Annotated in this window: 9 protein-coding genes, 2 tRNA genes and 3 rRNA genes; 7 read left to right on the forward strand and 7 right to left on the reverse strand. The window is 50.9% G+C overall.

Features of this window, described 5'->3' with window-relative positions:
• Positions 1 to 235 precede the first annotated feature (235 nt).
• Complete coding sequence (locus VN23_RS01675) at positions 236 to 1,270, reverse strand: DUF1338 domain-containing protein (protein WP_052746498.1); 1,035 nt, start codon at positions 1,268 to 1,270, stop codon at positions 236 to 238.
• 312 nt (positions 1,271 to 1,582) lie between these two features.
• Here VN23_RS01675 and gcvA point away from each other — a divergent pair, with 312 nt between their 5' ends.
• Positions 1,583 to 2,476 carry a transcriptional regulator GcvA gene (gene gcvA / locus VN23_RS01680; RefSeq protein WP_046351148.1) on the forward strand — a complete coding sequence of 298 codons (894 nt, stop codon included), beginning with the start codon at positions 1,583 to 1,585 and terminating at the stop codon, positions 2,474 to 2,476.
• Between the two features lie 45 nt (positions 2,477 to 2,521).
• On the opposite strand, the gene astD is transcribed toward gcvA, so the two are convergent.
• From astD to VN23_RS01705, 5 genes are all read right to left on the reverse strand, one after another.
• The gene (gene astD / locus VN23_RS01685; protein WP_046351105.1) at positions 2,522 to 3,985 is read right to left on the reverse strand and encodes a succinylglutamate-semialdehyde dehydrogenase; all 1,464 of its coding nucleotides are present in this window, start codon (positions 3,983 to 3,985) and stop codon (positions 2,522 to 2,524) included.
• A 276-nt stretch (positions 3,986 to 4,261) separates the two neighbouring features.
• Positions 4,262 to 5,293, reverse strand: coding sequence for an arginine N-succinyltransferase (gene astA / locus VN23_RS01690; protein WP_046351106.1), 1,032 nt, complete (start codon positions 5,291 to 5,293; stop codon positions 4,262 to 4,264).
• The gene (locus tag VN23_RS01695; protein WP_046351107.1) at positions 5,290 to 6,315 is read right to left on the reverse strand and encodes an arginine N-succinyltransferase; all 1,026 of its coding nucleotides are present in this window, start codon (positions 6,313 to 6,315) and stop codon (positions 5,290 to 5,292) included. Before VN23_RS01695 ends, astA begins: the two co-directional genes overlap by 4 nt.
• Before the next feature lie 250 nt (positions 6,316 to 6,565).
• Entirely contained in the window at positions 6,566 to 7,792 is a 1,227-nt protein-coding gene (locus VN23_RS01700) for an aspartate aminotransferase family protein (protein WP_269465462.1), read from the reverse strand.
• Between the two features lie 92 nt (positions 7,793 to 7,884).
• Positions 7,885 to 8,850 (reverse strand): GlxA family transcriptional regulator, encoded by a 966-nt coding sequence (locus VN23_RS01705; protein WP_046351109.1) that lies wholly within the window; start codon positions 8,848 to 8,850, stop codon positions 7,885 to 7,887.
• 163 nt (positions 8,851 to 9,013) lie between these two features.
• Here VN23_RS01705 and VN23_RS01710 point away from each other — a divergent pair, with 163 nt between their 5' ends.
• From VN23_RS01710 to rrf, 6 genes are all read left to right on the forward strand, one after another.
• Positions 9,014 to 9,301, forward strand: a complete 288-nt coding sequence (locus VN23_RS01710) for an HU family DNA-binding protein (RefSeq protein WP_052746499.1) — start codon at positions 9,014 to 9,016, stop codon at positions 9,299 to 9,301.
• A gap of 296 nt (positions 9,302 to 9,597) precedes the next feature.
• Positions 9,598 to 11,131, forward strand: a 16S ribosomal RNA gene (locus VN23_RS01715).
• Between the two features lie 83 nt (positions 11,132 to 11,214).
• Positions 11,215 to 11,291: transfer RNA gene (locus VN23_RS01720), tRNA-Ile, on the forward strand.
• A gap of 157 nt (positions 11,292 to 11,448) precedes the next feature.
• A tRNA-Ala gene (locus tag VN23_RS01725) sits at positions 11,449 to 11,524 on the forward strand.
• A 315-nt stretch (positions 11,525 to 11,839) separates the two neighbouring features.
• Positions 11,840 to 14,729: ribosomal RNA gene (locus tag VN23_RS01730) — 23S ribosomal RNA — on the forward strand.
• A gap of 131 nt (positions 14,730 to 14,860) precedes the next feature.
• Positions 14,861 to 14,974 (forward strand): 5S ribosomal RNA (rrf, locus tag VN23_RS01735).
• Together the 16S, 23S and 5S rRNA genes with 2 tRNA genes alongside form the textbook arrangement of a ribosomal RNA operon.
• A 382-nt stretch (positions 14,975 to 15,356) precedes the next feature.
• Here rrf and VN23_RS01740 read toward each other — a convergent pair.
• Positions 15,357 to 15,923 carry a YceI family protein gene (locus VN23_RS01740; protein ID WP_046353482.1) on the reverse strand — a complete coding sequence of 189 codons (567 nt, stop codon included), beginning with the start codon at positions 15,921 to 15,923 and terminating at the stop codon, positions 15,357 to 15,359.
• Between the last annotated feature and the right edge of the window lie 3 nt (positions 15,924 to 15,926).

Genomic DNA, 15,926 nt, shown 5'->3' on the forward strand with positions numbered 1-15,926 from the left:
AGATCTTGGCTGGTGAGAGGGCGTTGGGTGGCTAAGGTGCTTGCCTACATGCTTACAAGTATAGGTTTATCGTACGGCGTTAATAAAGCCAAGCGTTTTTTGCTTGGCTTTATTAACGCCGAATGTTGGTTGAGCACATGGTGCAATTCGTCTGGATAAAGCCTCGGACTTATTGCACCCTACGATTTGGTTTTCTCCGTGAAACTCCGTGTTTTAAGGCTTGGGTTTACTCAATCTAAGCCACTGCCGCTACCGCTGTCATTTTAAAAATCCCCTGCGCATTGGATGCATCAAAGCGTAAATCCAGCGTATCGCTGTTTGGCAGCTTATCGCGGCTGATAAATTCGTAGAAAGAGCCGGGTACTGTGCGGGTAATGGGGTGATTTTTTTCATCGAGGAAAATCCGCTGCACCATAGCCGCTTTCAGCGCGGTTTGCCGCACCGCGCCAGAGCCGGAAATCTCAACGCTGTCTTTAATCGGATAGCCCTTCGCGCGCAGCTCATCGGCTAGCTCTATCACATGCGGCACACGATCCGTGGCGTGGTTAAAGCGATTGCCTTCAGTGCTGATCCACGCCATTTCGGCAGATTCTGCCAGCAGCGTTTCGTAATCCACCAAATGCGGCACTTCATGCTGCACATCAAAACAGCCGACCAAGGCTGGTAAGAGAGTGACGGCATCATCAAAACTCAGCGAGTGGTGCTCGCTTAATTGCGTCAGCAGGCTGAGATGCTCGGGTTTTAGCGGATCGCGCGAGTTGTGCACGATGCGTTCGGCAGCAATCTGGAAATTCATTGAGAATTGCTCAACGTGCAATTCGGAAACAAAAAACTGTGAAATGACTTCAGGCAAATCGAGATGACAGTAAGCGCGGCCCGTCATTTTTAGTTTTTTAAGCGGATAGACATTGGCTACGGCAAAACCAAGCGGCTCCAGAATACGTTTAAACGCCAGCTCGCCATGCGGCAAAGCGCCGGTGCGAGGCGCATCGACAGTACGCAGTGCACCATGGTCAAACAGCACTTTCTCGCCCGCAGCCAGTTTCTCCGCCACATAACGAGCGCCCTCAGGTACCGCAGCCAGATTCTGCGCAAACAACATCATATTCATTGCTTGAGCAAGCAGGCCACGGCTTACGCGGGCATCTGACGCGCCCAGCAAGCGCGGGTCAACCTCAATCATCGCAAAAAGCTGCTGCGCTTTCTCTGCACCCGCAACACGAATCAGTAATTGAGCAAGCTGGGATGTTTCAAAGACATTCTGTTCCATTTTTGCAAGACCTTTTTAATGAATGTGAGTGGATGCGTGGTGTGTGGTGCAATGTAGGGCGGGTGAAACCCGCGTATTTTTCAGCATTGCTCGCGGGTTGCACCCGCTCTACAAAAAATGCAATGCATGCCGTTGGCTTAACTTGATGCGTGCTGGGCGAACAAACCATCACCCAATAAAGCTTCGAGTACGCCCTGCCCTTGTATTTTCGCCAACGTTACAGGACGACATAGTGTGATCAGTCTGGAATGATTTCGTTTTCACTTCAAGCGATGTATTCTTATTACATCATTACTAAAACTCATGAAGTTTATGCGACGCATTCTTCCTTCTCTTGGTGCTTTACAGTGTTTTGATGCGGCTGCGCGCCAGCTTAGTTTTACCCGTGCTGCGATAGAGTTAAACATCACGCAAAGCGCAGTCAGCCGGCAGATCCGTTTGCTGGAAGAATTCTTAGGCAGGGCGCTTTTTCATCGGATTAAGCAACGTTTAGTCATGACCGATGCAGGGGAGGCCTATGCGAGGGATATTCGGGATGTGCTGGATAGGGCAGAGGCGGCCACACTGGCCCTGATGGCGTATAGCGGCACCAGCGGCGCGCTCAATTTAGCCATCCTACCCACCTTTGGCTCGCGCTGGTTAGTGCCCAGGTTGGGGAGCTTTACTACTCGCTACCCAGAAATCCAGCTTAACTTGCTGACGCGCTTAAAGCCTTTTGATTTTGCTAAAGAAGAAATCGATGTGGCGATTCACTTTGGCGATACCTCTTGGCCCGGCGTGGAATACCACCATCTGATGAACGAAGTGACCGTGCCCATCTGCGCCCCCAGCCTGCTGGCAGGTCGCTGTTTAAATGGCCCCGCAGATTTGATCGGTTTTACTTTATTGCAACACAGCACCCGCCCCGATGCATGGGCCGATTGGTTTGAAGCGGTGGGCGAGCCCAGCATCAACGCGGTAAAAGGCCCAAGGTTTGAGCAGTTTTATATGGTGATTCAGGCGGCTTTGGCGGGGCTGGGTATGGCGGTGCTGCCGCTATTTTTAGTGCAGGACGAGCTAGCCAGCGGGCGCTTGGTGGTGGCGGTTGATCGGCCCGTGCCTAGCCGAAACGCTTACTATTTAGTCCACCCTAATAGCAAGCGCGATGCCTATCCGGTGAAGGTGTTTAAGGAGTGGCTGTTGGAGCAATGCGGTGTGCAAGCTTAAAAAAAATTGGCAGAGCCTAAAGCCCTGCCAATTTTTTGCTAAAGCCTAAAGGCTTATCCCTGGAGACAGCTGCGCTGGCAGTACCAGCGTGGCTGATTCGATCGATGCCATCGGTGTGGCGCAATAATCGGCGGCGTAATAGGCGCTAGGGCGGTGGTTGCCGGATTTGCCAGTGCCGCCAAATGGCGCGGCAGAGGATGCGCCATTGGTTGGACGGTTCCAGTTTACGACCCCAGCGTCGATTTCGGTTTTGAATTCATCCCACAGCGCCGAGTCATCAGCCAACAGGCCAGCAGACAGGCCATAGGCCGTGTCGTTGGCAATCTCTATCGCTTTGGCAAAGTCGTTGTAGCGGATAATTTGCGTCAGCGGGCCAAAGTATTCTTCGTCTGGCAGGCTGGCCACCTTGCTGACATCCAGAATCGCCGGAGTCACAAAGGCGTTGCTTGGGTCGGCGTGTTGCATTTTCAGCAGCGGCACCGCGCCAAGGGCAATCAGCTTGTCTTGCGCGGCCATCAGCTGGCGTGCGGCGGTTAAGGAGATCACCGAGCCCATAAAAGGCTGCTCGGCGGCATCAAAATGGCCGATAGACAGCTTGCCAGCTACTTCAATCAGACGGGCTAGGAAGCGATCGCCAAATTCACCCTCTGGCACCAGAATGCGGCGCGAGCAGGTGCAGCGCTGTCCAGCGGATAAAAATGCCGATTGAATGGTGTGGTGTACCGCAGCATCCAGCGCTTCGGTTGGAGCGATAATCAGCGGATTATTGCCGCCCATTTCTAAAGCAAGCATAAAATCAGGCCGGCCAGCGAATTGCTTATGCAGCGCCACGCCAGTGCCGGAGCTGCCGGTAAATAGCAGGCCATTGAGGTCTTCGTGTTTAGCCAGCGCAATGCCGGTTTCTTTTTCGCCCTGAAGCAGCGCAATCACGCCGGCAGGCAGGCCAGCGGCTTGCCAAAGCTGAACGGTTTTCTCGGCCACCAGCGGTGCTTGCTCGGACGGCTTAAACACAATGCAATTGCCCGCCAGCAGCGCAGGCACAATATGGCCGTTGGGTAAGTGGCCGGGGAAATTATAGGGGCCGTACACTGCCACCACGCCATGCGGGCGATGACGCAAAACTGCGTTGCCATCTGGGGTCGCGCTGCTGCGCTCACCTGTACGCTCTGCGTGGGCGCGAATAGAAATTTCGATCTTGCCGACCATCGCCGCCACTTCCTGGCGCGATTCCCACAATGGCTTACCGGTTTCAAAGCCAATAGCGTGGGCAAGATCTTCTTTATGCTCGCCAAGCAATTCAGCAAAGCGGCGCACGATGGCGAGTCGATCTTCTAGCGAGGTGCGTTTCCATGCTGGGAAAGCATTGCGGGCAGCAAGCATGGCGAGATTCACATCGTCGCTGCTAGCGCTGTTGCCCTGCCACACCGCGGCGTTATTTGCCGGGTTGGTAGAAATCAGTTCGCTGCCTGTGCCATCTTGCCATTGGCCATTAATAAATAGTTGAGCCATGTTGCTGTCCTTTAAGATATTGGTTGATTCAAAACCTAAAGCAAAACCCAAGTCTTGAACCACGGAGAGCACAGAGAACACGGAGTTACACGGAGAAACCCTAGGGAATCATTGTTATCATTCCCGAGTGTTTTATATCGGGAATCCAGCGTAAATAATGGATCTCCGAGAGCGGGAATGATAAGTTTGATTTAGTTAAGTCACTTGTTTTCCTCCGTGCCCCTCCGTGTTCTCCTTTTCCTCTGTGGTTCAAGATTTGGGTTTCGATCTTTGGTGCTACACCACTCTCCGTGGATAAGCTTCCATCATTCTGACCTGATCTCCGGTGCTCACTTGCAATGCCTTGGCTTCTGCGGGTGTTAGCATAATCAGGCCTTGCTCTGGCGCGGTATAGATCAGCCCTGTGCGGAATTTCTTTAATTGGCTGGTCGAGATTAAATGTGGCGCCGATGGTGCTTTTTTGCTGTCGCTGATCACCACGCTGCATAGCTCACTTTCCCGCATCACTCGCAGGCTGTCGATACGGGCTTCCAGCACGGGGCCTGCTTCAAAGATATCGATGTGCCGCTCTAAGCGTAAGCCTTCGCTTTCTAATAGATGACGGGCAGGGGTGGTATCTTTGTGCGTGGCGCCAATACAGGCTTTGGCGTCGTCAGGTAAAAAGTCGATATACACCGGAAAACGCGGCATTAGCTCGGCCAGAAAAGATTTTTGGCCGAGAGAGACCAGACGATCCGCTTCATGAAAATCGATGCGGTAGAAATGGCTGCCCAGTGCGCGCCAGAAAGGTGAGTCACCATTTTCATCAAATACCCCACGCATTTCGGCGCAGACGTGTGTCCCAAAGCGGTCGGCAAATTGCGCCAAAAACATAAAGCGAGATTTGGACAAGAGCGCGCCATTACAGTTTACGCGGTGCAGCGGGTCTAGAAAGAGCGAGCAAAGCTCGGTGTAGCCGGTGAGGTCGTGCGAGATGGTCAGCTTATCCATCTTGCTCCAGATATGCATTTCGCGGCTGGCGTAAACCGAGGTATCGATGCGGTAGGTGTAAAACGGCTGCTCCAGCCCCACGGCGGTTTCAATGCCGCACACGCCGACAATCTCGCCAGTATCGGTTTCTTCCATTAAGAATAAATAGCCCTGATCGGCCAGCGCCGCGCTGCCTTCCAAGGTGCGGCGAACGCGGTCGATTCTGGCGGCCTGAGCGCCCGGATCGGGCTTGAGCGTGGTCATGCCGGGGCCGGCTTTATGTGCCAGCTCGACCAGCTTATCGACATCGCTAAATTGACAAAGTCGCACGATTTTCATGATGCGGCTCCTGAGTGATTCAGTTTTACACAGCGCACATCGCTGCCAATGCCAACTTCTAATGCGCTGGCTAAGGCAGGTGGCAAGGCCATATCGTGGCCAAGCTGCTTAGGCAAATGGGTTTTAATACAGCGGAATTCTTGGCTTGCGGTATTGCAAACTAAGTAACTGGTTGCACCGTGAACTTCGGATGCGTAGGCCAGATGGTGCAAGGCACTATGGCGTAGCGAATAACAGGCGTCCAGTGTGGCGGTGAGCACGGGGCCAGCGTCAAAAATATCGATAAAGCGATCAGGCTCAAAGCCTTCGTCCAGATGGCATTGATAAGGTAGACGAGCGCTGGCGTGCGGCTCGCCCATCACGCGTTGGGCATCTTCTGAAAGCAGCGGCACATAGAGCGGATCAACCGGCATCACTTCTGCAATAAAGCCACGGCTGCGCCCGCCTGATTCCCGTTCCATTTCGGCAAAATCACGGCGGGTAAACTTGCGTCCCACGCTTTCCCAAAATGGCGAGTTGCCATCTGCATCGGCAATGCCGGGCAGCACAGAGAAGATATCTTTACTAAAGCGCTGGCGATGTTGGGCAATAAACAATAGCCGCGCACGGGAGAGCAAATCGGCATAAGCGGCTTTTTCTGGCTCGATATAAAAGCCAGTCAGCCGCGTACAGCTGGTCAGCTCATGCGACATGACCAAGGCGTGAATCCGGTGATTCACATGTAGCTCGCGCGAGGCGTGAACTACTACTTCATTGCGAAAAGCGTAGAAAGGCTCGTGTTGCCCGGCAAGGGCGACGATGCTGGCGGAGCCATATAAAACGCCGTTTTCTTCTAATACAAATAAATAGCTTTCTTCGCCAGGGTAGTCGATCTCGTTTTGCAGGGAATCAATCGAGCGCAAAATCAGCTCTTGCAGGCGTGCACGATCCGGCGGCAGCGAATGCAAAATCGGCCCTTTAGAGCGAGCCATGCGCTCCAATTGATCAAGGTCGGACAGTTTTCCTGGTCTTACGATAAGCATAGGGGCGATCCGAGGGTGGATGGTGTGAAAAAGTTCTGTAGGCACAGAGAACACTAAGTTCACAGAGAACGGGGAGAAAAACAAATAAAGCAAATTGCAGGGCGGGTGCAACCCGCCGTTTTCGCAATGTCATGCAAAATCTGGCGGGTTGCACCCGCCCTACAAATAGATACCCTCATGACTTTCTGTCTCTGTGTTCTTCGTTTTCTCCCCGTCCTCTGTGTCTACAGATCTTAGGTCTTTATTAAATCTAAGCCGCAACAGTCGCCGGTACCAGCTCAGCAATCACCGCTTCTAAACGGCGCAGGCCCTCTGCCAGATCCGCTTCTGAAATCACTAAAGACGGCAGCAAGCGCAGCACATTCGGGCCAGCCATCAATAGGACAACGCCGTGTTTTGTACCCAAGGTCACCACATCTTTGGCGCGGCCTTGTAATACCGGGGCCAGCTCGGCGCCAATTAATAGGCCGCTGCCACGAATCTCTTTAAATACACCGTGTTTTGCATTGATCTTATTTAAGCCATCCACAAATAGCTTATTGCGGTGTTTTACGCCATCTAATACGGCAGGCGTATTAATCAGCTCGATTACTTTGTCGGCCACGGCGGTGACCAGCGGGTTGCCGCCATAAGTGGAGCCATGCGTGCCAACAACAAAGGCGCTGGCAATCTTGGCAGTGGTTAGCATTGCGCCAATCGGCAGGCCGTTGCCCAGTGCTTTGGCCGAAGTCAGGATGTCGGGTGTGACGCCGTAATGCATATAAGCATAGAGCGAGCCGGAGCGGCCAACGCCAATTTGCACTTCATCAAAAATTAACAGGGCATTGTGTTTGTCGCACAGGGCGCGCAGGGCGTTCAGATATTCTTGCGTAGCAGGGATTACGCCGCCTTCGCCTTGCACGGGCTCTACAATCACCGCGCAGGTTTTGTCGCTGATCATGGCTTCAATCGCGGCCAGATCATTAAACGGTACGTGGCTGATGCTGCCTGGCGTTGGGCCAAAGCCTTCTGCGTATTTGGGCTGGCCGCCTACCGATACGGTAAACAGGGTGCGGCCATGGAAGGACTGGGTGCAGGCAATAATCTGGTCTTTGTCGCTGGAAAAATGATCCACAGCATAGCGGCGGGCCAGTTTTAGTGCTGCTTCATTGGCTTCGGCGCCAGAGTTGCAAAAGAACACACGTTCAGCAAAAGTGGCATCAATTAAGCGTTGTGCAAGGCGCAGTGCTGGCTCATTGGTAAAGCCATTAGATAAATGCCAAAGTTTATCGGCTTGATCGTGCAATACGGCGGTCAGCTCTGGGTGTAAATGCCCAAGGCTGGTGACGGCGATGCCGCTAGAGAAATCTACATATTCGCGGCCTTCCTGATCCCACAAACGTGAGGCCAAGCCTTTTACCGGAATAAACGGCGCAGGGGCGTAGTTGGGAACCATAACTTGATCAAAGGTGGCGCGATTTACGGTAGGCATGGGCAGATCCTGCAGACGGGATAAAGTGCATCCAGTGTAGAGCGGGCATCATCAATGAATCTTCTATAAATGCGACATAAAGCTATAGCTTTACACCTTTACGACCTAGGGAAATCAGCACGTTCATCCCGAGGGGATATGCCAAAGTGGGCGCGGTAGGCTGTTGCAAAATGCGCACCGGAAGAAAAGCCGCAAGATAAACCAATCTGCACCACAGAAATTCCCGTGCGTTGCAACATGGTGCGGGCGCGCTCTAAACGTAATTGCATATAGTGGCGGGCAGGCAGTGTGTCTAAATGTTGCTTAAACAGACGTTCTAGCTGGCGACGGGATAAATCAACGTGCTGCGCTAGCTCGTCGCTGCTGAGGGGCTCTTCTAAGTTGGCTTCCATTAATTGCAGCACGGCGCTGAGCTTGGGTTGGCGCAGTCCTAGTTGCAAAGCATGCGAAGTGCGTTGGCGGGTATCGGGCGTGCGCAGGTGTTCAATACATAAAGATTCAGCTATCTGCTCGGCCAAGCCTAGGCTTTGCTGCTTTGCCACTAAGGCCAACATCGCATCCAGCGTTGCAACGCCTGCGCCACAGCTAAAATAGCTGTGATCAAATTCATATAAATTCTGCGTGCAAATCACGCGTGGAAAAGTCGCAGCAAACGCACGCAGCTCGGGCCAGCGCAATGTGGCTCGGTGCTGATCTAATACTCCACAAGCAGCCAGCCACCAAGCGCCGCAATCAATCCCCCCGACCATCGAGGCGCTATGCAGTAATGGTTTAAGTAGAGCAAGGCGTGGATCGTTCGCAAAAGGTGGGGTCTGCGAAACGATCAGTAATACATCGATAGCTTTGCTATCGAGTAAGGCAGGCAGCTGAGGGTAGTGTCCGCCTGTGGCCAAAGGAATGGCAGCCCCATCTAATGAATAATATTGCACCTTATATAGTGCTTCATCACTGATGGTATTCGCCAAGCCCAGTACCGTATCGATACTGGCGATACTTAATAGTGGTGCTGGCGGCAAAAGCAGCACGGCAATCTGGATGAGGTTGGGATTGAGTCGATGTGGCATTGGCTTATTTTTTCAGTAATAACTTAAAATCGCAATTGTCGTTGTGCCTGATGAGTGTTGTAGTGAGGCCTAATAATTAAACATTCAGCCCATTTCAAACAGACATAGAGTAATAAGGGCTGGCACAATGCACTTTAAATTATTTTAATATCTGGGATTCATCATGAAGAAAAGAGAACTCATCGAAGCCGTACTAAGAGTTGCAGAGTACGAGTTGCCAGGTATTTCTAAAAAGGCGGTAGAAGCCACTCTGGAAGCACTGGGCGATGTCACCGGCGCAACCCTCAAGGGTGGTGGTGAAGTGACTCTGCCAGGAATCGGCAAATTAGCAGTCAAACACCGCGATGCACGTGTTGGCCGCAACCCAAGAACGGGTGAGCCAGTGCAAATTCCCGCTAAGAAAGCATTAAAATACACCCCGCTTAAAGCCATTAAAGATGCGGTCGCTTAATTTACGCTACAAGCTGTTTTTAGTGATCTTTTATAAATCAATAACTTACCGTATTGCCCCCGTTTTATTGCAAGCAAGGTGTTGACCGATGCGGCTCCAGCCCGTATATTTCGGCCTCTCGCTGCAGCACACACAGCAACACGGTGTTCGAGCCGCAGCGAAACGATCTTTAAAAAAATACAGTCGATGAGTGTGAGTGCTTGATTCGGAAGCGAAACAAGTGCTTACATGAGTAAGGCATATTCAGCGATGGATGTGCCGAATAAAGTAAGCCAGTAAGTACTAGCTTAGAGATTAAACTAAAGAGTTTGATCCTGGCTCAGATTGAACGCTGGCGGCATGCTTTACACATGCAAGTCGAACGGTAACAGGGTGCTTGCACCGCTGACGAGTGGCGAACGGGTGAGTAATATATCGGAACGTACCTAGTAATGGGGGATAACTATCCGAAAGGATAGCTAATACCGCATACGCCCTGAGGGGGAAAGAGGGGGATCGCAAGACCTCTCGTTATTAGAGCGGCCGATATCAGATTAGCTAGTTGGTGAGGTAAAGGCTCACCAAGGCAACGATCTGTAGCGGGTCTTAGAGGACGATCCGCCACACTGGAACTGAGACACGGTCCAGACTCCTACGGGAGGCAGCAGTGGGGAATCTTGGACAATGGGCGCAAGCCTGATCCAGCAATGCCGCGTGCGTGAAGAAGGCCTTCGGGTTGTAAAGCGCTTTTGTTCGGGAGGAAATCCTAGTGGCTAATATCCATTGGGGATGACAGTACCGGAAGAATAAGGACCGGCTAACTACGTGCCAGCAGCCGCGGTAATACGTAGGGTCCAAGCGTTAATCGGAATTACTGGGCGTAAAGGGTGCGCAGGTGGTTGATTAAGTGTGATGTGAAAGCCCCGGGCTCAACCTGGGAATTGCATTGCAAACTGTTCAACTAGAGTATGGCAGAGGGGGGTGGAATTCCGCGTGTAGCAGTGAAATGCGTAGAGATGCGGAGGAACACCGATGGCGAAGGCAACCCCCTGGGCTAATACTGACACTCATGCACGAAAGCGTGGGGAGCAAACAGGATTAGATACCCTGGTAGTCCACGCCCTAAACGATGTCTACTAGTTGTTGGGGAATTCGTTCCTTAGTAACGCAGCTAACGCGTGAAGTAGACCGCCTGGGGAGTACGGCCGCAAGGCTAAAACTCAAAGGAATTGACGGGGGCCCGCACAAGCGGTGGATGATGTGGATTAATTCGATGCAACGCGAAAAACCTTACCTAGCCTTGACATGTCAAGAATCCTTTAGAGATAGAGGAGTGCCGCAAGGAACTTGAACACAGGTGCTGCATGGCTGTCGTCAGCTCGTGTCGTGAGATGTTGGGTTAAGTCCCGCAACGAGCGCAACCCTTGTCCTTAGTTGCTACCATTTAGTTGGGCACTTTAAGGAGACTGCCGGTGACAAACCGGAGGAAGGTGGGGATGACGTCAAGTCCTCATGGCCCTTATGGCTAGGGCTTCACACGTCATACAATGGTCGGTACAGAGGGTTGCCAAGCCGCGAGGTGGAGCTAATCTCATAAAACCGATCGTAGTCCGGATTGGAGTCTGCAACTCGACTCCATGAAGTCGGAATCGCTAGTAATCGCGGATCAGCATGTCGCGGTGAATACGTTCCCGGGCCTTGTACACACCGCCCGTCACACCATGGGAATGGGTTTCACCAGAAGTAGGTAGGCTAACCGTAAGGAGGCCGCTTACCACGGTGGGATTCATGACTGGGGTGAAGTCGTAACAAGGTAGCCGTAGGGGAACCTGCGGCTGGATCACCTCCTTTCAAGAGAAAGTCTTTTGGATTGAGTACTCACACTCATCGACTGTAGAAAAGAAGATACGAGAAGTTTTCGTGAAAATCACATTGGGTCAGTAGCTCAGTCGGTTAGAGCATCGTCTTGATAAGGCGGGGGTCACAGGTTCGATTCCTGTCTGACCCACCATTCATTCCTTGGAGTGCATGGTTGGAAAGCTCTGTCAAAGAGCGACCAGTTTGGTTTTGAATTGCAGAAAAGTAATTGCAAGCGAGGCGAGAAATGAAATCTCGACGTTTACTAAAGTAAACGAGAGATTGAATGACGAAGCATCGCGAAGTAATTTGGGGGCTTAGCTCATCTGGTAGAGCACCTGCTTTGCAAGCAGGGGGTGAACGGTTCGAGTCCGTTAGCCTCCACCATTCTCTTGGAGTGGTGGAATAAACTTAATAGAAACAAGAAATAAAATACTGTCTCAGGTTCAGTTTAGGCTTGGGACGATGCTTTATTTCTGATTTCTAAAATCAGCAAGACGTATCTTTGATCTTTAAAAAAATAGAAGAAGTAATACTCAAATTTAGAAATAAATAAGGGTAGATTGTATCAAAATCGATTATTCGAAGTCAGAACTGAATGATCGATGTCGCAAACAAAGCGAAATCAGATACTTTAAGGATGTGAATCGCTTTGCTCGTCTTCATTGACGAATAGAGTGCAACACGTGTTTGAGGTTATAGGATCAAGCGACTAAGTGCATCTGGTGGATGCCTTGGCGATGATAGGCGAAGAAGGACGCGTTAGCCTGCGAAAAGCTACGGGGAGCTGGCAAATAAGCATTGATCCGTAGATATCCGAATGGGGAAACCCGGCCCTTTTGGGTCACTCACTGCTGAATACATAGGCAGTGTAGAGCGAACTCGGCGAACTGAAACATCTAAGTAGCCGAAGGAAAAGAAATCAACCGAGATTCCCAAAGTAGTGGCGAGCGAAATGGGAAGAGCCTGCATGTGATAAATCAAACTTTAGTGGAACAGTCTGGAAAGTCTGGCGACAGTGGGTGATAGCCCCGTACACGAAAAAGATTGGTTGGTACTAAGCATGCGACAAGTAGGGCGGGACACGAGAAATCCTGTTTGAAGATGGGGGACCATCCTCCAAGGCTAAATACTCATCATCGACCGATAGTGAACCAGTACCGTGAGGGAAAGGCGAAAAGAACCCCGGGAGGGGAGTGAAATAGAACCTGAAACCGGATGCATACAAACAGTGGGAGCCCTTGAAAAATGGGGTGACTGCGTACCTTTTGTATAATGGGTCAGCGACTTACGTTCAGTAGCAAGCTTAACCGAGTAGGGGAGGCGTAGGGAAACCGAGTCCGAATAGGGCGCATAGTTGCTGGGCGTAGACCCGAAACCAAGTGATCTATCCATGGCCAGGATGAAGGTGCGGTAACACGCACTGGAGGTCCGAACCCACTAATGTTGCAAAATTAGGGGATGAGCTGTGGATAGGGGTGAAAGGCTAAACAAACTTGGAAATAGCTGGTTCTCCTCGAAAACTATTTAGGTAGTGCCTCATGTATCACTGACGGGGGTAAAGCACTGTTATGGCTAGGGGGTCATCGCGACTTACCAAACCATGGCAAACTCTGAATACCGTCAAGTGCGAGCATGGGAGACAGACTGTGGGTGCTAACGTCCATGGTCAAGAGGGAAACAACCCAGATCGCCGTCTAAGGTCCCAAATAATCAGTTAAGTGGAAAACGAGGTGGGAAGGCATAGACAGCCAGGATGTTGGCTTAGAAGCAGCCATCATTTAAAGAAAGCGTAATAGCTCACTGGTCGAGTCGTCCTGCGCGGAAGATGTAACGGGGCTCAAACTGATAACCGAAGACGCGAATATGCACGATGTGCATATGGTAGAGGAGCGTTCCGTAGGCCTGCGAAGGTGTCTTGAGAAGGATGCTGGAGGTATCGGAAGTGCGAATGCTGACATGAGTAGCGATAATGCGGGTGAAAAGCCCGCACACCGAAAACCCAAGGTTTCCTGCGCAACGTTCATCGGCGCAGGGTGAGTCGGCCCCTAAGGCGAGGCAGAAATGCGTAGTCGATGGACAACGGGTTAATATTCCCGTACCGATGTAAAGTGCGATGGGGGGACGGAGAAAGGTAGGTCAGCCATCTGTTGGAATAGGTGGTTTAAGCGAGTAGGCGTGTGGCTTAGGCAAATCCGGGCTGCTTTAACGCTGAGACGTGACGACGAAGTCTTCGGACTGAAGTGATTGATCCTATGCTTCCAAGAAAAGCCTCTAAGCTTCAGCTTTATATTGACCGTACCGCAAACCGACACAGGTGGGTAGGAAGAGAATTCTAAGGTGCTTGAGAGAACTCAGGAGAAGGAACTCGGCAAATTATCACCGTAACTTCGGGAGAAGGTGAGCCCAGAGTATGTGAAGGCCCTTGCGGCTGGAGCAGAAATGGGTCGCAGAGAAATGGGGGCTGCGACTGTTTATCAAAAACACAGCACTCTGCAAAGTCGAAAGACGACGTATAGGGTGTGACGCCTGCCCGGTGCTGGAAGATTAAATGATGGGGTGCAAGCTCTTGACTGAAGTCCCAGTAAACGGCGGCCGTAACTATAACGGTCCTAAGGTAGCGAAATTCCTTGTCGGGTAAGTTCCGACCCGCACGAATGGCGTAACGATGGCCCTACTGTCTCCTCCTGAGACTCAGCGAAGTTGAAATGTTTGTGAAGATGCAATCTCCCCGCTGCTAGACGGAAAGACCCCGTGAACCTTTACTGTAGCTTTGCATTGGACTTTGAAGTGGTTTGTGTAGGATAGGTGGGAGACATTGAAGCATGGACGCTAGTCTGTGTGGAGTCGTCCTTGAAATACCACCCTGACCCCTTTGAGGTTCTAACCTTGGTCCGTTATCCGGATCGGGGACCGTGCATGGTAGGCAGTTTGACTGGGGCGGTCTCCTCCCAAATTGTAACGGAGGAGCTCGAAGGTCGCCTAGGTACGGTCGGACATCGTACTGATAGTGTAATGGCATAAGGCGGCTTAACTGCGAGACAGACAAGTCGAGCAGGTGCGAAAGCAGGACATAGTGATCCGGTGGTTCTGAATGGAAGGGCCATCGCTCAACGGATAAAAGGTACTCCGGGGATAACAGGCTGATTCCGCCCAAGAGTTCACATCGACGGCGGAGTTTGGCACCTCGATGTCGGCTCATCACATCCTGGGGCTGTAGCCGGTCCCAAGGGTATGGCTGTTCGCCATTTAAAGTGGTACGTGAGCTGGGTTCAAAACGTCGTGAGACAGTTTGGTCCCTATCTGCAGTGGGCGTTGGAAATTTGAGGGGGGCTGCTCCTAGTACGAGAGGACCGGAGTGGACAGATCTCTGGTGTACCGGTTGTCACGCCAGTGGCATCGCCGGGTAGCTAAATCTGGAAGAGATAAGCGCTGAAAGCATCTAAGCGCGAAACTCGCCTCAAGATGAGATTTCCCCAAGGCTTTAAGCCTTTTAAAGGGTCGTTCGAGACCAGGACGTTGATAGGTCGGGTGTGGAAGCGCAGTAATGTGTTAAGCTAACCGATACTAATTGCCCGTAAGGCTTGATCCTATAACCTGAGACGCGTGTGCGCGACGGTATAATCTACCCAGATTAAGAGTTAAGTTTGAGTATTGAATTACTTCTTCTATTGAACTGAATGCGTTGTGGAGCAATAAGCACAACGTGTTAACCCGTTAAAGTCTGGCGACCATAGCGAGGTGGTCCCACTCCTTCCCATCCCGAACAGGACAGTGAAACACCTTAGCGCCGATGATAGTGCAGATTACCTGTGTGAAAGTAGGTCATTGCCAGACACCTTATGCAGTAAACAGAACCCCCGTACTCGAAAGAGGCGGGGGTTTTGCTTTGCGCGGAAGAAGGCAGCTGCAGCGTAACTGCACAACCATCTGTGGTTTGCTGTCGGGTTACGCAATATCGCTGAGCGAGGTAAACCTCGCACGTTCAAGCCGCTAACTTGGCCTACGCGAAAATTAGGGGGATTCTTAATGGTTCCTGCAAATGAAATATTAATGATGGTTTTATTGATAAAGGATTGGTGTTTTTATATTGTCATCATTGATCTCATAGAGATCTGATGGTGAATGTCTTTCAAAGAGTAGTGCTAAGTATTTAGTATTTAGATAATAAAAATGGCTTCCTATACAGGAAGCCATTTTTATTGAATCTTATATCTGCTTATTTTTGTACTGCTTCTACTGCAATGCTGAGCTTAACGTCATCACCGATATTAGGTACATATGTACTCATACCAAATTCGCTGCGTTTGATTGTTGCGCTAGCATTTGCACCGCAAGCGGGCTTTTTCATCATTGGGTGCATATCACATTTAAAATTGCTAACTGCTAATGTAAGTGGCTTGGTTACACCTAGCAAAGTAAAGTTGCCATCAACAGCAACTAATTTGTCACCTTCAAATATCAATTTATTGGATTTGAAAGTCATTGCTGGGAATTTTTCTGTATTGAAAAAATCTGGGCCTTTAACGTGTGCATCGCGTTTTTCCCAACCGCTATTGAGGCTGCGTGTATCAATGCTGATATCTACGCTGCCGGTTTTCTTTTCTGCATCTAGCGTGATAGTGCCGCTTGATTTATCAAAGCGCCCATTTTGAATTGAAAAGCCCATATGGCTTAATTCAAAGCTAGGGTAGGTATGTGATGGGTCTAATTGATATACAACAGGTGCGGCAAATGCAGTGCTGGTTAAACCTGCTAATAATGCTGTGGCGATAAAACGCTTCATCTT

The organism is Janthinobacterium sp. B9-8 (assembly GCF_000969645.2).
Classification (GTDB): Bacteria; Pseudomonadota; Gammaproteobacteria; order Burkholderiales; family Chitinibacteraceae; genus Iodobacter.

Coding starts and splice junctions, on each gene's coding strand:
- VN23_RS01740 (WP_046353482.1), bottom strand. CDS start 15,923: ATGAAGCGTTTTATCGCCACAGCATTATTAGCAGGTTTAACCAGCACT.
- VN23_RS01705 (WP_046351109.1), bottom strand. CDS start 8,850: ATGCCACATCGACTCAATCCCAACCTCATCCAGATTGCCGTGCTGCTT.
- VN23_RS01695 (WP_046351107.1), bottom strand. CDS start 6,315: ATGCTTATCGTAAGACCAGGAAAACTGTCCGACCTTGATCAATTGGAG.
- VN23_RS01710 (WP_052746499.1), top strand. CDS start 9,014: ATGAAGAAAAGAGAACTCATCGAAGCCGTACTAAGAGTTGCAGAGTAC.
- gcvA (WP_046351148.1), top strand. CDS start 1,583: ATGCGACGCATTCTTCCTTCTCTTGGTGCTTTACAGTGTTTTGATGCG.
- astA (WP_046351106.1), bottom strand. CDS start 5,293: ATGAAAATCGTGCGACTTTGTCAATTTAGCGATGTCGATAAGCTGGTC.
- astD (WP_046351105.1), bottom strand. CDS start 3,985: ATGGCTCAACTATTTATTAATGGCCAATGGCAAGATGGCACAGGCAGC.
- VN23_RS01675 (WP_052746498.1), bottom strand. CDS start 1,270: ATGGAACAGAATGTCTTTGAAACATCCCAGCTTGCTCAATTACTGATT.